Raw genomic sequence first — 25,924 nt, forward strand, 5'->3', positions numbered from 1 at the left:
TAAAAATGAAAAAAATGAAATATTTTAAATTAAAATATCTTTTTGTTGCATGTGGATTATTTGCAACAATAAGTTGTGAAGATGTTTTGGACACCACAGCATCAGATGCCTTTGCTGAAGATCTTATTTATAGTGATCCAGCCCAAGTAGAAAGATTGGTTTTTACTGCTTACAACAGTACTGAAAGTTGGGGGCTGAACAAAAACCAATGGTGGTCAAGACGATTTAATATTGAAGGAGCATCTTATGAAGCTAAGTTTAACTTTAACGATATAGATCAGTATAGACTTAGAGCTGGATGGACGGCTTCCAATGTTGGTGTTTTTAAAGAAAAATGGAGTAATTATTGGTTTTATGTAAGGTCGATTAATGAGTTTTTAGATAGGATTGATACTAGTAAAGCTATGCAAGATAATCCAGAAAAGGTAAGTTTGCTTAAAGCAGAAATGCAGTTTTTACGTGCCAATCTATATAGCAAACTTATTAGTTTTTATGGTGGTGTTCCTATTTTAGACCGTGCATTAGGCTTAAATGATGATTTTAATTTAGTGCGAAATAGCTATGAAGATTGTGTAGATTTTATAATTCAGGACCTTGATGCAGCCGCTGCAATATTACCTGAAACACGTCCTGATGCGGAATATGGTAGAGCGACTAAATTAGCAGCCTTAGCTGTAAAATCCAGAACTTTGTTATATGCTGCTAGTAAGTTACATGACCCAAGCACATCACCAAATGGCCCATTGTATGATTATACAAAAGCGAGCAAATGGCAAGATGCAGCAGATGCGGCAAAGGCCGTTATTGATTTAGTAGGTGCTAGGGATTTGATTGCTGTAAATAACGCTACCGATTACCAAAAACTATTTTTAACACCTAATCAAGACAATATATTCGTGCGTCCTTATGGAAATGATTATTATGATTTTGGTACCGATGTGAATACATTGTGGGATCAAACACAATCTCCTAGCGGTTATGGTGGATGGGGACTATCTTCGCCTTCCCATAATTTTGCTTTAGAGTTTAATATGGCAGATGGTACGAAAACGAGTGGTTCAGTTTCAACCTACAACCCAGCTAATCCTAACAATAACAGAGAAATGAGGTATTACGCCAATCTTAATTTTCAAGGTGCAATGTTTAGGGGGCGTGCGGTAGATTATGCTGTATTGACCCCTTTAACTTCTGGAAACAGTTCACTCAATGGGCCAGATTCTCCAAAAGGATTGGTGGATGGAATCGGGGTAAATCAGGGACATTCTTCAAAAACTGGGTATAACATTCGGAAATTTCAGGACGAAGGTATTGGATTAACAGATATATCATCTCAACGGCCTTATATATTATATCGTTTAGCTGAAATTTATTTGAATTATGCTGAATCTTCATATCATGTTGGACAAGAAGCGGCAGCCCGTGAATTTTTGAATAAAGTGATTACAAGAGCTTTACAGCCAGCAGTTACGGAAAGTGGCATAGAACTTTTAGAAGCTATTAAAAAAGAAAGGCGTATAGAACTGGCTTTTGAAGGACACAACTTTTTTGATGAAAGAAGGTGGATGAATGAAGCCCATTTAGGTTTTCCTGTAAAAGGCTTAAAATGGACGAAGACAACATTGGACGTTTATTCATTTACAGAATATACTGTCGTTACAAGACCATGGTTTGAAAGACAGTATTATTTGCCTATCCCTGCCACCGAAATCGAAAAGGCTCCGGCGATGTTACAAAATGATGGTTATTAATAAAATCCTGGAATATCCAAACATGGTTTGTTTGCTTAGTCATTATTTTGAAAATACCGAACAAAAATGTTCGGTATTTTTTTTATAAAAAGGTTGTCTAATTTCAATTAGTATCTCAAAATGTAATCAGGAAATTATTTGCTTAATTTTAGAAGAAGCCTTAATAGATTTAACTTAAAAAATATCGAATAGGTAAATTTTGGTAATCGAAGGGTAAATTCTACTAATGATTAGTTGAATATTTAAAGTTAATTTGTTTAATCCATTTTATAAAAGTATTAACATGAAAAAAATTCTATTTATTCTTACAACATTTCTGTTTCTTCACAACAGCTATGCACAGAAACAACCAAACATTGTCTTTCTCTTTGCTGATGATGCAGGTTATGCTGATTTTGGTTTTCAAGGTAGTACGGTAATGAAAACTCCAAACTTGGATAAATTAGCAAAAAAAGGTGTCAAGTTTACACAAGCGTATGTCACTGATGCCACTTGTGGGCCTTCAAGAGCGGGGCTTATAACTGGAAAATACCAACAACGGTTTGGATATGGCGAGATAAATGTACCTGGTTATATGAGCGATAATTCCAAGTTCTTAGGAGATGATATGGGGCTGCCATTAGATCAGGTCACCATGGCGGATTATCTTAAGAAACTGGGCTATGTGAATGCGATGTATGGTAAATGGCATCTAGGGGATGCCGATCGTTTTCATCCATTAAAAAGAGGGTTTGACGAATTTTATGGTTTTAGAGGTGGTGCCCGTAATTACTTTGCTTATGAAAACTTCAAAAACGTGCATCATGACAATAAAATGGAGCGTGACTTTGGAAACTTTGAAGAACCAGATGGCTATGCTACCGATGTTTTTGCAGATAAAGCCATTTCATTTATTGAAAGAAATCAAGATAAACCGTTTTTTATATATCTCGCATTTAATGCAGTACACACGCCAATGCAGGCTACACAGGAAGATTTAGACCGATTTCCAGATTTAACAGGAAAACGTAAAGAATTGGCAGCGATGACTTGGGCTTTGGATCGTGCCAGTGGAAAGATATTAGATAAATTAAAGGAATTGGGATTAGATGAAAACACAATAGTGGTTTTTTCTAATGATAACGGAGGTCCAACTGATAAGAATGCTTCTATAAATTTACCTTTAAGTGGGACTAAATCAAACCATTTAGAAGGTGGCTTAAGAGTCCCTTTTTTAATAAGCTGGCCCAAACATTTAAAAGGAAATACTGCCTATAATTACCCCGTGAGTACTTTGGATTTATTACCCACTTTTTATGCGGCCGGTGGAGGTGATGTTTCTGATTTAAAAGATATAGATGGGGTAAATTTAATTCCATTTTTAAAAGTCGAAATAAAGGGAAGACCCCATGAGACGTTATATTGGAAAAAGGAAGCTCGTGGCGCAATTCGTGAAGGCGATTATAAATTAATTCGATTCCCGGACAGGCCAGCAGAACTTTATGATCTGTCTAAGGACATCGCCGAGCAAAATGACTTAGCTTCAAAATACCCAGAGCAAGTGCGAAATATGTATAAAAAACTTTTTGAATGGGAGCTTACGTTAGAGCGACCTATGTGGATGCTAAAACAAGAGTTTGAGAAGTATGATATAGATCGTATGGATCGCTACAGAAGCCCGGAGCTTGTTGAAAAAGAAATGCACTTACCAGTGACACGAACTAAAAAGTTAGATTAGAAAAATAGCACATTTGTTAAGTACAAATGGAATTAAAGTTATGTGATATGAAATATATAAAACAGTACAATCTTGCACTTCTATTCAGTGTATTTATATTCTTAAATGCAAGTTGTCAAGTGAAAAAACAATCAGTATTAGAGTCACAGTCAATAGTGGGCCATAATCAAGATAAAAACATTTTGTATTATCCGCATTCTGATCCTGAAAACACAGGAGGATGGGTTCTTAACAAAGACGTAAGCGATGAGTTTGAAGGCACAGAAATAGATACCACCAAATGGTTTGTTGAGGGGTTGAATGGTGATTATTATATATGGAAAGGACGAGCGCCTTCTCAATTTGTCCCACATAATGTAATTGTTGAAAATGGTAAACTTAAATTAAGAACCCAATGGGAGCCTGATTATGCATTTGCGCAGGAAGAATATGCTGATGGCAATATGGGATCAGCTGCCTATGGCATGTATGAAGGTAAGCCATTGCCTATTACTACGGCTGCCGTGCTTACTAAAAAGCGATTTTTGAATGGCTATATGGAAGTTAAGGCCAAAGTGGGAGACGCTGCCATCACCGCAGCATTTTGGGCTATTGGATATGAGCAAGAGTTGGATGTGTTTGAGCTGATGGGGAATCCTAAAAATAAAAAAGGGAATATTAGAGAAAACTCTTATTTAGCTACCGCTCACGATTGGAGCCCTCCTGCAGAAAGGCCAACAAACGTATTTCAACATACCGAGGATCTACCTTTTAGAACCGCCGATGACTTTCATGTGTATGGCGCAGAATGGGGCGTAGATTTTCTTAAATTATTTATAGATGGAGAAATGGTACATCATTTTACTCAAGATGATGTTGGTTTGGATTGGATACTTAACAACCCAATGGAAGTGTGGTTGGATTCTGAAATATTCAAATGGTTGGGACTTCCTCATAAAGAAGAATTGCCTGTAGATTTTGAAGTTGAATATATGCGCGTTTGGCAACAACCGTCAGATAACCTATTAGCTAGAGATCGTGCTTTTTATGGTTTTGAAGGTCCTGTATTATTTGAAGAAAAGCCGAGACCTTTAACTATGGTTCCCGAAGATTCAACGCCTAACGACTATCAAAAGTTTTGGTTATTTGATGATGTGTCGTCAAAATATCTAAGCATCGTAGAAGGTGATTACGCTACAGGAGTTAACAGTCTTAAGTTTTCTGGTTTCGGAAAAAATGAAAGTTTGGAAGCCGATAAAGTAGTAGTTGTTTCTCCAGAAGGTGCGTTAAACATACCAGCTGGAGATTATATAGTATCCATGAAAGTTTGGTTGGATCAAGGGCGTGTTCCTGAAAAAATCCATGTCACTCTTAGAAGTCCTGAATTAAAAATTGAATTTACAGATCTTTCAGCGCTTCCAAGACGTCAGTGGGTGAAGGTTGAATCAAAAATATCAAGACAAAAGGCCTCTGAGGATAATGATCAAATGTTGATTGAAATCCATAAAAAAGATTTGCCTAAAACAAGAGCTGCAAAGCTCTTTATTGACGATATCGAAATTAAGAAATCGAAATAAGTAAAAGTTAAAATTTCAAAATTTACACCCTAATTACACTATGAAGACATATCAGAAATTAACACAAATAAATATAGGAGATTGTAATTGGACCAATGGATTTTGGGCAGAAAAATTTAAATTGTGCGAGGATGTCATGGTGCCCTATATGGGCGATGTTTTATGTGGAGATGTCGGCCATGCATTGAATAACTTTAAAATTGCTGCAGGTGAAAAAGAAGGTGAACATAAGGGAATGTTTTGGCATGATGGTGATTTTTACAAGTTTATGGAAGCCAAAACTTATGTGTATGCCCACACTAAAAACAAGCAACTTTTAGATGAACTCGATGAATATGTTGCTATCCTAGCTAAGGCACAAGAGGAGGATGGTTATTTGCAAACACAAATTCAGTTAAGAGAAGGGGTTGATAGGTATGAAAACAGGAAATATCATGAAATGTATAACAGCGGTCATTTATTGATTAGCGCGTGTGCTCATTATAAAATTACAGGAAAAAGAAATTTCTTAGATATTGCCATAAAACATGCCGATTTGATCTTCACAATCTTTATGCCCGATACGAAGCATTATGGGCGTTTTGGTTTTAACCAGACTCAAATTATGGGATTGGTTGATTTGTTTAGAATAACCGATGATCAACGGTATTTGAACTTAGCAGAAAAATTCATTAATAATAGAGGCAAGTATGAGGTAAAACATGACTCCACTACAGAGGGCTATCCTATTGGAGATATGGTCCAAGAGCGCACGCCTTTAAGAATTTCTGAAGAAGCTGTTGGGCACGCCGTTTTAGCGTTATATTATTATGCAGGTGCTGCAGATGTATATTCTGAATCGGGCGAGAAAGCCTTGATTGATGCCCTCGATAGGCTATGGGAGAATATCACTGAGAAGAAAATGTATGTTACTGGTGCCGTAGGACAGGCTCATTATGGTGCTTCCACAAATTTAGATATGATTGAGGAAGGCTTTATAGATGCTTATATGATGCCTAATATGACGGCGTATAATGAAACATGTGCTAATTTGTGTAATGCCATGTTTAGCTACAGAATGTTGACTATTCATGGGGAATCCAAATATGCCGACATTATAGAATTAGTATTATATAACAGTGGATTGTCTGGGATAAGTGTGGAGGGTAAAGATTATTTTTATGCCAACCCATTAAGAATGGTAAATAATACGAGAGATTATCATTCTCATGAAAATATTACAGAAACACCAAATAGACAGCCTTATTTGGACTGCTTTTGTTGCCCACCAAACTTGGTGAGAACAGTTGCCAAGGTTTCAGGATGGGCGTATAGCCTTACTGAAGACGGAGTTTCTGTAAACTTATATGGAAGCAATCATTTGGAAACCAATTTGTCCGATGGTTCCGAAATCAAACTCTCTCAAAATACTCAATATCCTTGGGATGGGTTGGTAACCATAACCATTGATGAATGTAAAGCATCGGCTTTTGATATTAAATTACGAATTCCTGCTTGGTGCGAAGATGCGATGCTTTCAGTTAATAATCAGACTGTAGATATTGAAATGCAGCCAGGCACATTTGCAGTCATCAACCGCGTTTGGAAAAAAGGGGATGTTATTACATTAAATCTTATAATGGAAGTTAAATTAATAGAAGGTCATCCTCGTATTGAGGAAGTTCGAAATCAGGTTGCTATAAAAAGAGGGCCTGTAGTTTATTGTATAGAATCTCCAGATCTTCCTGACGGTACTACTATTTTAGATGTTTATTTTAATGGGGATGCGCCTTTAAAAGCAGTACATAAACCAAATTTTTTAGGTGGCGTCACGGTTGTTGAAACTGAATTGCTACTGCGGAAAGATCATAAATCAGGCATGTACAGAAGTGTTGAAAAACCAAACTGGGAATCCTATAAAACGCAATTGGTTCCATATTACGCTTGGAGTAATAGAGGACAAGCAGAAATGACTGTTTTCTTACCTGTAATTTGGAATAATTAAAATTTAATATGCTTTATGTTAGTAAAAAATAAAAAAACACGGTCAACAAAGGCCGTTATCTGTTGTCTTTTGATGATTCTTTCATGCCAATCGTATCTTTTGGCACAAACTAAGGTTGGGAAAAACTCGTTTACTGAAGTTTTCCAAGATTTTCCAAGACAAGATAAAAATTTAAAAAAGTGGGATGCACCGGTGGTAGCAGATTTAGACCAAGACGGCTTTCCGGATTTACTCCTAAACGACCATACTTTGGGAGTTCAAGTTTTATGGAATAATCAAGGAAAATTCGCAAAACCCTATGACATTATTATGGGCGATCTACATGGAATTGCTGTTGGAGATATTAATAAAGATGGCCAGTTAGAAGTTATTATGTCGCGTGGTGGCGGTTCCGGAAGTAATGCTAGAAATTCAAAGATATATACGGTAAAAGGAAGGGAGTTTATTCCATTACCAGATTTTGATATTCCTTTAGAAATGATGAGAGGCAGAACCGTAAAGTTTATAGATGGCGATAATGATGGTGATTTAGACCTATTGAACTTTGCGTTCCCAGATTCAGAAAAAAAAGGTAAAACTGAGAATTACATCTATAAAAACAATGGAAATGGGGATCTTATACTCCATTCCACATTGCCTGCCATTAAAGTAGATGGACAAAAAACCTTAGTTACAGATTTTAATGGGGATAATATTTTGGATATTTTATTGTATGGTCATGGAAACGTAAAAGCGTATCAAGGCAATGGTGATTTAACTTATAAGGACGTCACAGATAAAATATTCCCTTACAATTTAGATGAGGTCACTGGTATTTCTGAAATTGATTATGATAATGATGGCGATTTTGATCTCTATTTTACAAGAGGCCTAGATTTTGAAAAAGGAGAAACTTTCTATGATAAAGAATCGAAAACTTTCGGATTTTTTACAAAACGCGGTGCATTTCAATTTGATGATTTAGAAGTAGGAGAAGTGCTAAATATGGAAAACTTTCAATCACAATGGCCAAATGCGAATACCTATTTTATAGGGGAATCGTCTTATGACTATAAATTTGAAGGTGAAACACACTCTGGTAAAAATATTAAATTGGTAAATAGCAATGCGCTCGGTTTTCCTGACAATGCAAACTACGAAGATAAAAAGGGCTGGTACATAGGTTATGTTGGAAATAACAAATGGCGCATCGCTGGTTTTCTGTTCGCGCCTGCTTCTGGAATTGTTCACGGTGTAAAAAATTATAAAGAATCAAATCATCCAAAAGGTTTGAATGATGTGTTATTAGAAAATAAAAAAGGGCGTTTTGAAGATGTTACCAAACACCTTAAACTTTCTTTTGATGAGCATTCCGTGGGCGTTCAAACAGCTGATTTTGACAATAATGGATTTCAGGATATTTTGGTTATTAAAAGAGGTGATTTAATTTATGAAAATGAATCATTGCTTTACTTAAATAAAGGTAAATTAGGATTTGAAAAAATAGAAAATCACAATATAATTACAACAGAATTAGGGGCTAATGGCATGGCTGTTGGAATTATTGATTATAATCTTGACGGTAAGATAGATGTTGTTATCGGTAATGAACGCGGAAAATGGCATCTATTCAAAAATGAATTATCTGAAGCTCAAAAAAACAATTTTGTAATTATTGATGTTGATAATTCAAAATCAGAAAAAGCAACTGCGCTTGGGGCATTAGTAGAAATTAAAGCTTGTGGCAATTCACAAAAACAACGCATAGGTTCTACGGGAGCGGCTTACTCACTTAGTTTTAATAATCTTGTTCATTTCGGATTGGGAGATTGTGATAAGCCTATACAAATAAAAGTCACTTATTCTAACGGCGAAACAATTGATCAAAAGGTAAAAAATTTAAATAACATAGTGTCCATTGGAACTATTAATACACCATAATTCATGAGTTCATTCAAGAGAAACGCATTTGCCTATTCTTCTATCGTTGCGATGGGCGGTTTTGTATTCGGTTTAGATGCCGCTTTAATATCAGGTGCATTTAAATTTATAACGGCAGAATTTAATCTCAATGAATGGCAAGTGGGCGCCCTTGGTTTTGGACCTGGAATTGGTGTGTTGGTAGCATTGCCATTGGCTGCTTGGTCTAGTAATAAATACGGACGTAAAGCAACTTTAAAAATCATCGCTGCACTGTATTTAATTTCAGCTTTAGGGTCTGCATTTGCACCTTCTTTTATTACCTTATTTGGAGCCCGATTTTTAGGGGGTCTGGCATTTAGCTCTATCACTTTGGCCGCTATGTATATTGGCGAAATAGCTCCTGCACAATGGCGTGGTAAGTTAGTATCGATGACGCAAATCAATATTGTTATTGGGCTTACTGCAGCGTATTTTATAAATTATTGGATTTTACAAGTCACTAACTCTGATGCTGAATGGGTCACAACATTTGGGATAAGAGAATATACTTGGAGATGGATGTTAGGCATTGAAATTATCCCTGCTCTAATATGGTTTGGGTTGCTTTATACGGTTCCTTGCAGTCCTGCTTGGTTAGTTTATAAAGGTAAATTTGAAGAAGCAAAACGAACCTTAACCAAAGTGATTCCAGAATGGGAAATAGATAAACACGTGGCCGAAATGCAGCAAAGCGTTGCAGAAAGCAATAAAGATCGCTCAGTTGGAAGTCAATTAAAAGAGATTTTTAGTAAAAAAATGAGTATTGTAGCCATAGTGGCTTTAACGATGGCCATTGTACAGCAATCCACAGGCATCAATGCGGTATTAACTTATGCGCCAACAGTAATGGAACAGTTAGGTTTAGGCGAAAATGCGGCCTTTGAACAAGCAATTTGGATTGGTTTAACCAGTGTGATATTTACGATTTTATCACTTGTTATGATTGATAAAGCAGGAAGACGACCTATGATGATTTCTGGCCTAGTTTGGGTTATTTTGAGTTTAGGTTTATGTGCTTATGGGTTTGGCACTGCTAAATATAAAGTTACTAATGAAGCAATTGCTGAAATGCAGGATATTTCAGACGTTAATAAATTAAAAATATTAGTTGGTAAGCAATTTGCTACGGATATCGAATTTAAAGATGCGGTTAAAAACGTTATGGGTGAGATATCTGCTAGAGATAATTCAAGTGTTTTTTTACAAAAATTTGCAGTATTAAATGCAACCTTAATTTTAATTGGGATTCTAAGTTTTATTGCGGCATTCCATTTCTCGGTAGGTCCCATAATGTGGGTACTGCTTTCTGAAATTTTTCCAATATCCTTAAGGGGTATCGCTATACCTTTTTTCGCTTTAATTTCTAGTACAATAAGTGCTTTAACACAATTATTTTTCCCGTGGCAGCTTGCTAATATGGGGGCAAGTACCATTTTTTTATTTTACGGAGGGTTAGTGTTTGTTGGACTAGTGATTTTGTATAAATACTTACCAGAAACAAAGAATTTAACGATAGAAGAAATTCAGGCTAAGTTGAAAAAAAAATAGTCAATTTAATTAAATAATGTTTTGGAAATGAAAAGACATTTTTATTGAAATTTCTTCAACATACTTTTTGACTTCTTAAATTTAATTATTGGATGCTATTAATGTACCTATACTGCCACAGCCATTGCTTTTAGATGGCATAGAGTAATTTTTAAAAATTGTAATATTTTTAAAAATACAATGTGAATAGTTGTACTTCCTATCCAAATCACCATTGAGATAATATAATGCACACAAAAGGTAATTTTGACACTTAAAATCGGTTTAAATTTTTCGAAATTGTCATACCAGATAAAACTAAATTAATACACATAAGTCTTATGAAAATACGTCTGATTTTAATAGGGTGTTTATTACTTGCAATGAGTTGTAAGACAAATGAGACCACAAAAAGTGGAACTTCAAAAAAAGAAACATCGAAAAAGAAACCAAACATTCTGTTTATTGCTATCGATGACTTACGTCCGGAACTCGGTGCTTATGGTTCTGATGTCGTAGTAACACCTAATTTGGACAAATTGGCAAGTGATGGTTTGCTTTTTAATAGAGCCTATTGTCAACAAGCAATCTGTAGCCCATCTAGAGCAAGCTTGATGACAGGCGCTCGTCCAGAAACAATTAATGTTATAGAAAACTTCACTTATTTTAGGGATGAAAATCCAGACATGATAACCTTACCACAGCATTTTTGGGCTAATGGTTATGAAACTACTTATACTGGAAAAATATATCATAATGATGCCTTTGGTGATCTTGAATTGTCTTGGAGTAGGAAAGCTGCCACTGAAAAAATGACGATTAAGAAAGAAAGTACTCCTGGTGGCTTTGCTTTGCCTGAAAATCAAGAAATGTTTAGAAAAAACATGGCAGACATGATTGCTAAATATGGCGAAGATGCACCTAGAAACGGTCTAGGTAAAGGGCCAGCTTATGAAAATGCAGATGTACCTGACACTTTTTATGAAGATGGTTATAATACAGAGTTGGCAATTGTTACCATGAAGGATATGTTAGAAAAAAATCCTGACAAGCCTTTCTTTTTAGGTCTTGGAATGAAAAAGCCGCATTTAGATTGGTTAGCTCCCAAGAAATACTGGGATTTGTATAACCCTGATGACATTAAATTAGCTACTCAAACTTCTGGTCCAGAAAATGGTGCTGCCATGGGTTTACATCCTTCATTTGAATTGCGTGCCAGATATGGCATCCCTAAAGAAGGTCCTATTGAAGATGACCTGGCAAGAACATTAAAACATGCCTATTTGGCCAGTGTTTCTTATATCGATGCTCAAATAGGTAGAATGATCGACGCTTTGGACGACGCAGGCATAAGAGACAATACCATCATTATCGTTTGGGGAGACCATGGTTGGCATTTAGGCGAAATGGGGATTTGGGGTAAAGCCACAAATTATGAAATAGGAACACGAGTTCCCTTGATGATTTGGACTCCAGATATGCCATCAGGAAGTAGAGGGAAAACAACCAACGCATTAGTTGAGTTGGTTGATATGTATCCAACTCTGTCGGAATTGGCAGGTCTCGAACTGCCAACACATTTAGAAGGTCAAAGTTTTGTTCCCCTATTAAAAAAACCGAATAGAAATTGGAAAAGTGCTGCCTTCAGTCAATTTCCAACACCTGCATTACGAGAGTGGGCTGCAAACCCATTGTCAAAGGGAATGCGTGAGACCTATTTTGGCCCTTTAATTAGAGAGGTTGAAGGTAAAATTATTGAACAACAAGGCGATAAATGGGACCGGAAATTATTCGAAAATAACTTAATGGGTTATGCAATGCGTACCGATAGGTACCGATTTATTGTTTGGAAGGATTATAAAAATCCAGAAAAAGAACCTGTCTTTATCGAATTATTTGACCATACAATTGACCCAACAGAAACAAAAAATATAGCTTTTGAAAATCCGGAGGTGGTTAAAGAACTTATGGATCAGTTTAATAAAGGTTGGGAAGGAAATATGGCAAAATTGTAAATAAAAATACACAATGAAATTTTTTCTATATTGTTTTATAACATTACTAACTTTTAGCTGTATAGCTCAGCAATCGCAAACAGTTTCTGTCGAAGAGAATTACAAAGGATGGAATTGGGAGAATGTGCATGTTGCTAAAAATAAATACATTAGTGTGGTGGTGGTGCCAGATGCTGGTGGAAGAATTTTAGAATACAATTTAGGTCAAGTCCCTTCATTATGGTTGAATCCTGAGTTATTAGGCAAAACCTTTCCTGCAACCGACAAGGTAAAAATAAACGAGTGGCGCAATTTTGGGGGCTATCGGTTGGTACCACTGCCTTACGAAAATTGCTCGGTAGATAAGTTAGGAAATCAAGGTAAACGTTGGCCACCACCAGCTATTATTGGCGATGCTAAGTATGACATTACTATTGGTGAAAATAAATTAGGCTTTCAAACTATTGAAGTAGAATCTGGTGTACAGCAGTTGCCTGTTCCACAGTTTTTCGAAAATCAAGGATTTGTCTATCCTAATAAAATAGAAGAAGAGCTCCAGTATTCAAGAACACTCTATATTGAGCCTAACAGTAGCTTAGTGTATATAGATCATACGCTCAAAAATGTTGGTGATACAAATGTGAAACGTGGACTTAAAATATCAAGTCAGCACGTTTCAGAAACTAAACGTGGTTTGCGGGATGGTGAGAATTATGTGGCTTATATTCCGTTTGATAAAAGCCTTAAATTACCCAATGGAGAACAATTTGAGATTACTACAGATTCGGAACAGCGTTGGAAATATCTTAATCGAAATCGTTTCAAACTAGATAAAAACAATCCGGAACATATTGAGAAATATTACAATAATGGTACAAATTGGAATGGTGAGGTGGCACCGGGAATTTATGAAGTAGCATACGACTATAATCAAATGGCAGGCATTCATATGATTTCTTCAGAGTCTTGGTTATGTTACGTCAATAAAAAAACAAACACCGCTTTTGCAAAAATAATGGAACCGTACAATCCTGAATTAGAATATGACCAAGGATTGAATAATGCTATTTTTTGTAGTGGTTTATCTGAAGGTTATATAGAAACTGAAGTGCAAACACCACTATACGATTTGGCACCAAAGAAAAGTTTTATATATAGAGAAATTCACGGCGCAGCACAAATTGAGAACGCACCAGTATTGGGCGTGAATGTTGCAGGTATTATAACTAAAAAGTTGGCGTTCACGGATACGGGGAAAAAAATGATTGGCACTTATGGTGTGTTTAAGGAAGGAAAAGCTGTATTGCAATTTAAAACAGGGGGTGAAGTATTGAAATCTCAAGAACTAAACACCGTCAATCCTTTGGAAATATTTAAGCTGAATGTAATAGTAGATAAACCGGACTATTTCGATACAGTACAAATTGTGATTGTAGATATTCAAAAGAACGAAACAGTATTAGATATACTTTATTTAAGGTGAATTATGGGAAAAAGTGTCTTTTACGTTATATTAATTTTTAGCATCTTGTTTGTGAGTTCTGGACAATCACAATCTTCCGAAAAGATCGCAAATCAAAAAATAAAGGAGTTAAAAAAACTTATACAAGCTTTAGAAAAACTAAATATAGAAGCTTTTAAAGAAGAATTGGCAATCGCAACGGCTGAAGAATTCTTGAAATATGCCAATTGGGATGAAAAAAACATCAAAGAAAACACGGAACATTTCAAGCAGATAAACATCTACAAAGACAGTGCACTCGTAATGGCTCAGAAGTTGCCTGAATTTGAAAGAAATGATATCATAAAGTTATTAGACGAAACAATTGAAGTGGCTGAACTATTGATATCAGGTAAAATTAAAAGAACTCCATATGTTAGACCTGATTGGTCACAAATAGTAATTGATGGAAATCGTTTGTTATATAGAAACAAGCCCGTGTTTTTGCATGATTACACATGGAAGCCAAGCACACCAAAACTATCGAAGTACTTTGGTGGTTTGAATAATTTTTTAATCAATCCTAATCAGCTAAAAACTAAAAACGGAGATCTGAATTCAAATGTACTCCAACGCTTGAAGGAAGGTTCATCTAATAATGCTGGATTTGTTTTTATCTCACATAAAGACACCCCTCAATGGGCAGAAGAAGTCTATGGTACTGAGTTGGATAAAATAATGGGTAAGCCTTTTACATCCTATGATATAGATAATCCAGGTGCAAGAGATATGTTGTCCAAACTATTCAAGGCCACAGTTCCATATTTAGCAGATAAAAAACACACACAATTAGGTTATATGTTGGCTAATGAACCACGCTGGGCTAATTATTCCAATGGAAATAAAAATGTGTGGTTTAGGGCAGATGTATCAAAATACACATTAGATAAATTTGAAACTTGGCTTCATAAAAGGCATGAAACCATTGAAAAATTGAATTTACTTTGGGAGACAAATATGTCTGATTTTAATGAGGTAGCGTTACAGCTTCCGGTTGATCTATCTGAAAGAGGAACTGCAAAATGGTATGATTGGACAACGTTTAATCAAGAGCGTGTAACAGAATGGTTTACATTCATGAAATCTGAAATTCGTAAGTACGATCCCCAAGCTAAAGCTCATTTAAAAGTGATGCCTTCAATTTTTACGGATAATGATCCCGACAGCGGTGTCGATTGGGAAGCACTGACTGAATTGAGTGAGATCAATGGAAATGATGCCGCATCTCATTACAATACAACAAAACCAAATTCTAGTGATTGGGATGATAATTATGCTTGGGGCTGGCGAGAGTTGTTTATGGGATATGATTTTTTGAAATCTATTCAGCCCAACCAAATTAATTTTAATTCTGAGAGCCATCTATTGAGCGGAAGTCATGTGCGCGATTTATATATGAATCCAAAATATGTAAGAGCGGCATATTGGTCTGCTCATATATTAGGATTAAACGCTACACAAACTTGGTTTTGGCCTCGGAGACCTGACGGTTCTTTACGACCAAATTCCGAAAAAGGATATGCAGGATCTAACAATCAACAGCCACGCGTAACTTTTGAGCTGGAAAACACGATATTGGATCTAAATCGTTTTTCGGAAGAAATCACGGCATTTCAACAGCAACGAAAGCCAATTCGGTTATATTACTCTAAAACATCGGCAAGTCAAAATGCAGATTACATGAACAAAACTTTTGGCTTGTATGAAAGTTTGAATTTTGAAGGCATTCCTCTAGGTTTTGCGACTGAAAATATCATCAAACGGATTGATAATAAGGAGTGGGAAGTCATTTTAATTTATGAAACTCAACAAGTCACCATTGACGAACTGCAAGCGCTTCAATATTATTTAGATAACGGCGGAACTATAATTACAGATGAAATAAGCCTGAAAACTGATGCCTATGGAGCATCACTTCCTGCTTTGGATCAAAGTAAAGGAAAGCTACTTGTCGTTTCTACTTTGCAAGAAATGAAAGGAAGAACACTTTCATTATTACAAGAAAAAGAATTATTGCCAGCAATTGAAATCATTGAAAATGATGGTGAGAGTGCTAAGAAATGCATCTGGCGAGTGATTGAAAATGACAAAGGAAACCATGTGTTATCCGTTGTTAATGTTGGGAAACATGACGTCACGTTAAATTTTAGAAATAGAAAAACAAATAGAGCAATAGCTTTCAAAGAATTAATAAGTGATATACCAATCAAATTTGGTCCAGTATTAAAACCTTACGAAGTTTTGTTTATCGAAGAACTTAAAAATTAATCTTTTAACTTATGAAAAAACTAATAAAAACACTGATCGTAAGCAGTTTAACACTGTTTTTAGCAACGAGTTGCAATTCCACCAAAAATGGCGCAGATGAATCCAAGAAGTCAACTGAATCCATCGAAACTGTAATAAATACGCCAAAACGTCCAAACATAATCATGATTTTATGTGATGACCTTGGTTACGCTGATGTGGGGTTCAATGGTTCAAAAGATATTAAAACGCCAGCATTAGATGCTTTAGCTGCAACTGGAACAAAATTTACATCGGGCTATGTGCCACATCCATTTTGTGGTCCAAGTAGAGCAGGAATTTTAACAGGTCGTTACGCCCATACCATTGGCGCACAATTTAATTTGCCTCCAAATAGTGAAACAATTGGAGAAGGCATTGATGTCAACGAAAAATTCATGAGTAAAATGCTTAACGAGTCGGGTTACAGGACTGGACTTGTCGGAAAATGGCATTTAGGCGCAATAGATAAGTATCATCCGAATAATAGAGGGTTTGATGATTTTTATGGTTTTCTAGGCGGAGGACATGACTACCATCCAAATGAGTATAAAGCGAAATTCGCAGATGCTAAGAAGCGTGGGGCAGACGTAATTTTCGAATATTTATTACCTCTTGAACATAATGGAAAAGAAGTAAAGGACGATGATGAATACTTAACAGATGAGTTGTCTAATCATGGAGTACAATTTATAGAAGAATCCTCTAAAAAAGATAATCCATTCTTTTTATTTATGTCCTATAATGCACCACACACACCGTTAGAGGCCAAAAAGGAAGACATGGAATTGTTTGCTGATATCAAAGATAAAGATCGCCGTACTTATGCAGCGATGGTTTATGCTGTAGATAGAGGAGTGCAGAAAATTGTTGAAACTTTAAAGGCCACTGGAGAATATGAAAATACATTGATTGTTTTTTATAGTGATAATGGCGGACGACCTGATAAAGGTGCAAGTAATTTCCCTTTAAAGGAAGGTAAGGGAAGCGTTTATGAAGGTGGTTTTCGGGTGCCAATGTTTTTTCACTGGAAGGGGGTTGTGCCAAGTGGTGTAATTTATAATAGCCCAGTTTCTGCTTTAGATTTATATCCAACATTTGCGAAATTAGCAGATGCTAAAATTCCAGCAGCGAAGATTTTAGACGGGAAAGACATGTGGAATAACATCATGATAAATAGAGAAGGTCGCATAGATGACAACATCTTTGTCATGAGGCACAGAAATGGATTTAGTGATGTAGGTGTCAGAAATGGAAAATGGAAAGCGGTGAAGGCCTATAATCAGCCATGGAAGTTATTTGATATTGAAAAAGATATTGAGGAAGCTAATGATGTTAGTAATGCCTATCCAAAAGTTCTAAAAAAATTAGTTGCAGATGCCCAAGATTGGAGTAAGACCCATATCCAACCAAGATGGTGGCATGATGAAAAAACTGGCATTGAATGGAAAGCTGATGGGATGCCACATTTTGATAAAACATTTCATCTTAATTAAATCTCATTTATATACTCAACTCTCAGAAAGTGTGTAAACAAAAATGGGCAGGGATTATATTCCCTGTCCATTTTTGTTTAATTTAATATCTGACGTTCATCATATTGAAGATTTTGTAATATCGCTTTCATTGAGGATATAAACAAAGTTGGTGAACGCGCCATTTTAAATATGATTCAAAAGAGTAGCATCGAAATGAGGTTGTAGGACAAAATTGGTAATCAGGATATTCAATGAGAAGCCTCATTGGCACTTAAAACTGCGATGATTAAGATTAGAAAATCAATGCTGTTTTGTAACGATTTAGAACCTGAATTTTTCGAAAATAATAAATAACACTATCCGATCAAGTGTGTAATTTTAAAATAGCAGGAGTTGACATTTTTAAATCTTAACCTGCATTTTTTATAGATCGTTAGGAACTGATTCCGAAGATCCCTTAAAATTAATCATCTCTCTTAACAATGTGTAAAAATTATATAATAAAATAGCGGGGTCCACCGCTATTTTATCAACTTACACACATAATGAGATATTCCCGAAAATAAGTTTTTTCATCAATTACTAAGATCAGATAAGTGACTTCAATATTTGGTTAATTCGTTTTTGAGCTGACGTCATCGTTAAGTTGTTCGACACCTTTCCTTGAAAATAATAATAAAATACAGAATTCCAGTAATTTTTACTTCTTCATTTGAAATTTATTAGGGTGATTTTATTTGTTTTATTGCGTGCGTCATATGTGAAAGCTATATCAATTTGATTCTTATTCGAGTCTCTTCAGATGATAGTAAAACCTATAAATTCTTTAGAACCATAAAAGAGAATTTTATTAATTCCACATTTAAAATTTTAGAACGACCTCGTGCTCCCAATCATTAACATGTACATATAAAAATCATTTTATAATTTAGAGCTTTTTATTGTTTTTCTTTCACTTCAAGTAATAGTATCTCTTCTGATGCTAAGTCAAAAATTGAATCTACATTATTGGAAGTCATTAAGTTAATAATGGTTGCTTCAGCTCCGGATTTAAACGAAAGCTTGACCTTTGTAGTCTTATGACCTACATTCAATAAATTAACTAAATAAGAACTATCTGCTTGTTGCACAACACGTGAAACAATTGTTTTATGGGACTCCCCATTGTCTGATTCGATAATAATATTAGGCATTTGATCTTCTATTTCTTTTAATGCAACTTTCTTCAACTTGAGAATGTTCGAATCCTCTATGTTGATTATTTTTCCTTTACTATTAGATAAATTTTTCAATCGTTTTTCTCCATACTCATTCATCGATAAGCTGTTGGACGAATCAAGGATCACAGTGCCTCCATTATCTAAATAGGTTTGAAGTGCAGAAAACTCGGCATCTGTCACATAGTTGGTTTTATAAACAACGATCGCTTTCCATGTGTTATCTTGTTTTTCTATGATGTTTTTAGTGACAAAACCTAGAGGAATGCCTTCAAAGAATAAGGATTCGTAAAGTTCATTTGTTTTAGTCATATAATCAGACGTGTTAATTGCAGCAGTCTCTGAATAGAATAATCGTAGGGGGCGGGCTTGTTGACGAAGAGCAATTATTTCTTCGGAGAAAGTATTTAAATCGTACATTACTTGCGTCACTTCGTTTGTAATATGAGGCTGCATATTATTTGAGCCTGCATATGCACCTCCTAAACCAGGATCGAAAAAATTTAAGTCGCCTTCCAAACGATCTTCAGGTGATCCATCGGGATCGCGAGCCCAAAACCAGCCCATATTAGCATCCATACCCATTAACGTAGATAACCAATACACATTGCGCACATAACTGGTGCGTGCCTCTAAATCTCTCCACATACCAGATGAAAGGAAATGGGATTCAGAGTTAATGTTGATTTTATTTGGACTAACCGACTCTAAGAAATCATGTAAAATTGCCATCCCATCCCATTTATAGGCATACTTCTTGTGCCATTCAGAATCAATGTGAGGTCTAATGCTCGGGCTGCCCAACGCTTTGGCGTCATGACCTATCATGGTTGTTAGTTCAGTAAGCGCTTCAAAATCGATCCCATGAGAGCGAGAGTCCTCATAGAATGAACGTGGAAACAATTTGATGTGAGTATTAGCTTCTGGATTTACAGAATGTAATTCATCTTGATTAAACTTAAACCACTCCGTACTTCTATCCATATGGTAGCGATTCCAATCATACCATTGTGGGGAGCCTCTTAATGATGTATCAATGGGAATTTCAATTTCAACTGTATCAAAATTATCAAATGATGCACCCCAATTAGAATTCAATTTCTTGATATTTCCCTGATAGGCTTTATTTAGCCAAGATCTGAACTTGTTCCGGGTATAAGATGAGATGTCATTCATCTCATCGTATTTGTAGGTCCAATGATTTTTTTCTGAATACCAATGTGGCTCGTTGGCAAAAATATACCCTAACTCTGTAACTTTTTTGCCTTTTGTGAGTTTCCCGGTATGTCGGATGATTTTTCCCCAAACTTCTCTTGCAAGAGGGTTGTCAATATCAAAACCCGTAAATAACGAACGACCTTTTCTGATTTCTGGTTCTTGCTTTTCCACCCATTCAGGAATTCCCATAGACCAATAATATAAAAATCCAATATTAGTATCAGGTATATCTGTGAGTTTGCTCATTAACTCTTCATCGAAGGTTCCATCTTCTTTTAATAAAAAAGAGTTAATAGCTCGGTCATGATCTACAGGATAGAGGTTTTCTCCCCCATGATACATGGCTCCTAAATGATCATTGTAAACTTCGGTATTCGTTAAAGGTTGACCAACTGTTTTTGAAAAATAATCATATGGAAAAGAAGGCCTGTTATTGCTAATAAACATGTTGTCTCCCGCTTTGGTATTTTGCCAGTCTACTTTATTGACAGGTCGGCGCCGAATTTCGCCATTAAGTTCTTGTTTTAGAATATCTATCCCTTTATCTAAAATTTCGATAACTTTTTTACGCTCATAATCTGGTAATTCTTCGGCAAGTTGTAGCTTGTTTTCAGCATAATAACGTTCATAGCCAAACAGTTTCTCAATGGCTTCTTTATTGGCTTCATCCCAATTGGCAAATTTTAGAAACTCTTTAGAAAACCATAATAGCGTTTTTTCTCTAGTTATATCTATAGATTTGTCTTCTGCTTCTTTCATTAAAGATTCAAGAGTCTCAATTTTCTTTAAGGCCTCTTTTTCGAATTTAGAGGAATTGCTGCACGCGTTAAGAACTATAATAAATACGAGACCAATTATCAATGTGTGTTTTGTCATAATAACTAATGATTAATAAGTTAAATTAGATTATGTAAAATAGCAATAATCAGAAAGAATAATAATCTCCATAATTACCATGATATAGTATGAATTTAACCAAAGAAAACAAATTGATTTATTAAGATGATTTCTGATGTCTGTGGTAAGAGAGTTTACTTATTGATTTATTATACAGTTTTTTATAAAGATTTTCAACATTCATTAATAACAAAATATTATAAACATTATGAACTTTGTAAAATTTCTACTCCAAACGGTTAGAGTTTTACACTTATCATAACAGAGAGTATTGATGATTCGTACTCACAAAGAGATTAGAATTAGATTTCAAATTATAATTTGGAATCTATGACGTAATAAATGATTAAATTATAGTTTTTGAAGGAGAATGGAATATTGTGTCATCACAAAATTCGATTTCGGTTTAGAAAGAATCGGGAAATATGGCAATTACAAAATAACTGAAGTATAATCCTGCTTTCAGCAGACCCTAAATATTCTTTTTATTCTGTTCTAAATCTTGTGTAATTGCTTAGATTTATATTTTATTGAATAATAATAAATTCTATAATATAGTTATTTTAAGCTTTATGTTGAATAAACACCTAATTGTTCTACTATTTACTTTATTCTCCATTAATTGTTTAATTGCCCAAGAAAAAAATTTAAGATTTTCTCAAAAATTTAATATTTCTGATGGATTAGCACATAACGGGGTTACATCTATGTATGAAGATTCCAGAGGGTTTCTGTGGTTTGGTACTTATGATGGAATAAGTAAATATGATGGTTATGAATTTAGAACATATAAGAATTCCATTGATGAAGATTTTTTAACAAGCAATCGGGTTAGGTCTATAAATGAAGACAATCATGGCAATTTATGGATTGGAACAGATGAAGGAATAACAGTTTTTAATTTTCTCAGTGAAAAGTTTACTAAAATCCATTTAAATAAAATATCTGGAAAAAAAATTAATGGACCCATTATCCGTAAAATTTTAATAGATAAAGAATCTGATTTGGTGTTATGCCTGACAGAAGGCTATGGAGTGTTAGTTTTTACAAAAGACTTTGAATTTTTGGGGCAGTTTAAACCATCACAGAAAATCTACCCGAATGACGTTTCATTTTTTGACGGAATACATTTGGATGAAACATCATTTCTATTTAGTACATCTTCGGGATTATTACTTTTCGACATAACTGATAAAACTTTCAAATCTATTTTAAATAATGAAATCAATTATGCAAATTCGATTATTGCGATTGATGAGAAAACCTTATTGGTTTCACTTTCTAAAGGAGTATCAATGATAAAATATGATGCAAATTTGGAAGCTAAAACCTTTAAAATTGTATATGAAGGATTAGAAAACTATAAGTTTAATGATCTTTTGCTTGATAAGCAGGGGAATCTTTGGCTTAGCGAATTAAATGATGGTGTTTTTAAAATTGACGATTTAGAATTAATTAGGAATAAGAAACAGTTTGAATTAGAAAATTTTAATGATAACCTTAAGATTTTAAGAGGAAGTTTTTTAATGACAACAAAAGAAAATGATTGTTGGTTTGCTACTTTTAATAAAGGAGTATATAAAATTAATAATAATATCAATCCATTTAAGAGTTATAATATTAAGATGGATTACAAATTTGGATTGCGTTCCAATAGTGTCACTCATATTGCACCAATAGGTCAAGACCATGTTTATGTATCTGCAACTTTAGGTGGTTTAGCATTGTTCAATACAAAGAGTGGTACGTTTAAACCTTTACCATTTAATCTACCTGATAAAGCAGACCTAAACGTAGAAGCCGTATACACTGATTCAAAAAAAAATATTTATATCTATATCGTAGGTGAATCTACGATATATCGAAAAAAACCAGGGACTGATGATTTTGAAAAAATACCTCTAAAAAATCTTTTGTCATCGACTTCTCCAGGGATAAGATCTTTTACAGAGGATGCACGTGGGAATATTTGGATAGGTGCTTTTAACGACGTCTACAAGATATCTATAAATGAAGTCAATAAAGTTGTTAAAGTAGAATCATTAAATGACAACCCCTATTTTAAGAATAAAAAAATATCACTCGCAAGAAGGATTTATGCTGACCCTATTTTCGATTTTATATGGATTGGTGCAGATTCTGATGGATTGTTTAGGATAACCAATAAAAAAGATACTGTGATTGAAGAATTGGTTATTGATCAGTTCTTGAAGGATAAACACAATCAATTTTCTATATCAAGTAATTTTGTGTCTTCAATGATTAGGTTGCCTAATGACGACATGTGGATCGGAACCGAAGGTGGTGGGATTTGCAAAGTTATAGATAGTGATTCAAATCCTAAATTCATTCCTTTTACTGAGAAAAATGGGTTATCAAATAATGTCGTAAAAAACATATTATATGATGATGAGTATAATTTATGGATTACGACCAATATAGGGTTGAATAAGTTTAATACGCGAGAGAATAAATTTAGAAAGTTTAATTCCACCGATGGTTTACCTTTTGAAGACTTCTGGTTTGCTGCCGAAAAATTAGATAATGGTACCATGATTTTGTCCGGTCTGGATGGTTTTTGTTATTTCAACCCTAAGGACATTCATACTACTGAAAAACTTCCGAAATTGGAATTTGAGAATTTGAAAATTCTCAATAAAATAATTGTCCCAGGTGATACAATTAATGGTCGCGTTTTACTGAATAGAAGTTTGACCTACGTAGATGAAATAGAACTTACACATAATGAGAATGCATTTTCACTAGATTTGACAAGTTTACATTTTGCCAACAACAAAAATCATTTTATAAAATATAAATTATTGCCAATAAATCAAGATTGGATAGAAGTCCCCTCCAATCAAAGAACAATTAATTATAGCGGCCTCAGACCGGATGAATACGAATTAATAGCGATTGCTTCAAATTCATTGAATGAATGGACCGTTCCAAAATCATTAAACATAATAATTAGACCTTCCATTTGGAACACTAATTTAGCCTATATAATTTATACTTTTTTAGGTGCATTCTTAGCTTATGTAATCATTAGCTTCATTTTAAAAATTCAATCTTTAAACTATAAAGTAAAAATAGAACAATTGGAAATCGATAATGTTAAAGAAGTAAATGAAGCCAAATTACGTTTTTTTTCAAATATTTCCCATGAAATAAAAACACCTTTAACATTAATTTCAGAACCAATCAATATGTTATTAGAGCGTTTTAAAGGTAATCCAGATATTGGCGAAAAACTTGTCTTAATGGAGCGTCAGTCTAAAAAAATTCATCATTTAATAGAACAGGTACAAGACTTTAGAAGATCGGATGTCAATGCATTAAAGATGAATTATTCAAGATTTAGCTTTAACTCGTTTGTTGAAGATATAGTTGAGGACTTTAAACTTTTAGCGAAAAATGACAACAAAAATCTGGAAGTTATAGGCGAAAAATCGATCATTGTGGTTTCAGGTGATAAAGATAAAATGGAAAAAATATTTAATAATTTGCTTAGCAATGCCTTTAAATTTACTAAAGCTAGCGACACTATTAAAATCAAATACAAGAGTGATGGAAAGGATCTAATTGTTTCCATTATAGATTCTGGTATGGGCATAGATAGTATAGACTTAGAGCATGTTTTTGAGCGATTTTATCAATCCCACAAACAACAAAATGTTCACATACAAGGCTCAGGTATTGGTCTGGCTTTCTCAAAGAAATTAGTAGAAATGCATTATGGATTTATAGAGGCTACCAGTACATTAAATTATGGAACGACCATATCTATTCGTTTGCCTATAGTTAGAGAACTTCTAGAAAAAGAAGTCATTGAAGATATTAAATTACCAAAAGAAAAAGAGATTGTCGTAGATAATCATTTCTTTAAGGAAGCCTCAATAAATGATATTACAACTAATGGAGATTTTTCCGAGGCTCTTATTTTTTATGCTGAGGACAACTCTGAAATGAGACATTTTGTAGCTGAAATACTTTCAAAGTTTTTTAGAATTAAAAGTTTTAGAAATGGACAAGAATGCTATGATGCATTGGAGGACGAATGGCCAGACATTGTAATCAGTGATGTTCAAATGCCCGAATTAAATGGTTTAGATTTGTGCATAAACATAAAATCAGATTTAAAAACAAGTCATATTCCAGTAATCTTACTTACGGCGCTTACAAATATTGAAGATCATTTAAGAGGTATAAGAGACGGAGCAGATGCTTACATTAAAAAGCCGTTTAACGTCCAGCATTTAGTTACGAATATTGAAGCCTTACTGACCAATAGAAAACAGCTACGTGAACGTTATCAAATAGGCATTCCATTAACTAAAGAAAACAACAAAAACAATAGAAATGATAATGCCTTTCTCGAAAAACTTTATAGTTTAATTGAAGAGAATCTTGATAATCACAACTTCGATTTAAATAATTTGACCAAAGAACTTTACCTGAATAGAACACACTTTTACCAAAAAGTAAAAGAGTTGACTAATCAGACACCTTTTGAATTGCTTAAAAATTATCGACTAAAAAAAGCAGGAGATTATTTATTAGAGAATAAATATTCTGTTAACGAAGTTTATATGATGACAGGTTTCAAAAGTAGAACACACTTCACTAAAATTTTTAAGGAAAAATTTGGTGTCTCACCTAGTAAATATGAAGGCGAGTCTAGTGCAACTTCCTGATATTGCATCGATACCTAGAGCCATCAACACACATTTTTTACACAGGACTACATTAAATAGGGCTTGCTGATTTTCGACTCCACAGTCTCTTAAGTGTTAATAATCAGCAATATATGTTAATAAGTATAGGCCTTTTATTTGGCTCAAATGCAAGGGTTTTGCG

At 34.5% G+C, this 25,924-nt stretch carries 12 protein-coding genes; 11 read left to right on the top strand and 1 reads right to left on the bottom strand.

Annotated features, from left to right (window positions below; genetic code table 11):
• Positions 1 to 14 precede the first annotated feature (14 nt).
• The 10 genes from JEM65_RS12935 (at position 15) to JEM65_RS12980 (ending at position 17,750) form a co-directional block, all read left to right on the top strand.
• Complete coding sequence (locus JEM65_RS12935) at positions 15 to 1,748, top strand: RagB/SusD family nutrient uptake outer membrane protein (RefSeq protein ID WP_199600175.1); 1,734 nt, start codon at positions 15 to 17, stop codon at positions 1,746 to 1,748.
• A gap of 283 nt (positions 1,749 to 2,031) precedes the next feature.
• Positions 2,032 to 3,465 carry a sulfatase gene (locus JEM65_RS12940; RefSeq protein ID WP_199600177.1) on the top strand — a complete coding sequence of 478 codons (1,434 nt, stop codon included), beginning with the start codon at positions 2,032 to 2,034 and terminating at the stop codon, positions 3,463 to 3,465.
• A gap of 47 nt (positions 3,466 to 3,512) precedes the next feature.
• Complete coding sequence (locus JEM65_RS12945; RefSeq protein ID WP_199600179.1) at positions 3,513 to 5,021, top strand: family 16 glycosylhydrolase; 1,509 nt, start codon at positions 3,513 to 3,515, stop codon at positions 5,019 to 5,021.
• Between the two features lie 40 nt (positions 5,022 to 5,061).
• Positions 5,062 to 7,005, top strand: a complete 1,944-nt coding sequence (locus JEM65_RS12950; protein WP_199600181.1) for a glycoside hydrolase family 127 protein — start codon at positions 5,062 to 5,064, stop codon at positions 7,003 to 7,005.
• A gap of 99 nt (positions 7,006 to 7,104) precedes the next feature.
• Positions 7,105 to 8,925, top strand: coding sequence for a CRTAC1 family protein (locus tag JEM65_RS12955; RefSeq protein ID WP_199600183.1), 1,821 nt, complete (start codon positions 7,105 to 7,107; stop codon positions 8,923 to 8,925).
• A 3-nt stretch (positions 8,926 to 8,928) separates the two neighbouring features.
• Entirely contained in the window at positions 8,929 to 10,494 is a 1,566-nt protein-coding gene (locus JEM65_RS12960) for an MFS transporter (protein WP_199600185.1), read from the top strand.
• Positions 10,495 to 10,856: 362 nt separating this feature from the next.
• Complete coding sequence (locus tag JEM65_RS12965) at positions 10,857 to 12,488, top strand: sulfatase (RefSeq protein ID WP_233530649.1); 1,632 nt, start codon at positions 10,857 to 10,859, stop codon at positions 12,486 to 12,488.
• 13 nt (positions 12,489 to 12,501) lie between these two features.
• A complete protein-coding gene (locus JEM65_RS12970; RefSeq protein ID WP_199600189.1) occupies positions 12,502 to 13,950 on the top strand; it encodes a hypothetical protein in 1,449 nt (482 codons plus the stop codon).
• Positions 13,951 to 13,953: 3 nt separating this feature from the next.
• On the top strand, positions 13,954 to 16,236 hold the full coding sequence (locus JEM65_RS12975; RefSeq protein ID WP_199600191.1) for a beta-galactosidase: 2,283 nt from the start codon (positions 13,954 to 13,956) through the stop codon (positions 16,234 to 16,236).
• A gap of 11 nt (positions 16,237 to 16,247) precedes the next feature.
• The gene (locus JEM65_RS12980; protein WP_199600193.1) at positions 16,248 to 17,750 is read left to right on the top strand and encodes a sulfatase-like hydrolase/transferase; all 1,503 of its coding nucleotides are present in this window, start codon (positions 16,248 to 16,250) and stop codon (positions 17,748 to 17,750) included.
• A 920-nt stretch (positions 17,751 to 18,670) separates the two neighbouring features.
• Here the strand turns inward: JEM65_RS12980 and JEM65_RS12985 are convergent.
• Complete coding sequence (locus tag JEM65_RS12985) at positions 18,671 to 21,043, bottom strand: hypothetical protein (RefSeq protein ID WP_199600195.1); 2,373 nt, start codon at positions 21,041 to 21,043, stop codon at positions 18,671 to 18,673.
• Positions 21,044 to 21,594: 551 nt separating this feature from the next.
• Between JEM65_RS12985 and JEM65_RS12990 the strand changes: the two genes are divergently transcribed.
• The gene (locus JEM65_RS12990; RefSeq protein WP_199600203.1) at positions 21,595 to 25,761 is read left to right on the top strand and encodes a hybrid sensor histidine kinase/response regulator transcription factor; all 4,167 of its coding nucleotides are present in this window, start codon (positions 21,595 to 21,597) and stop codon (positions 25,759 to 25,761) included.
• Positions 25,762 to 25,924 lie beyond the last annotated feature (163 nt).

It is taken from the genome of Gelidibacter salicanalis (assembly GCF_016469035.1).
GTDB lineage: Bacteria > Bacteroidota > Bacteroidia > Flavobacteriales > Flavobacteriaceae > Gelidibacter > Gelidibacter salicanalis_A.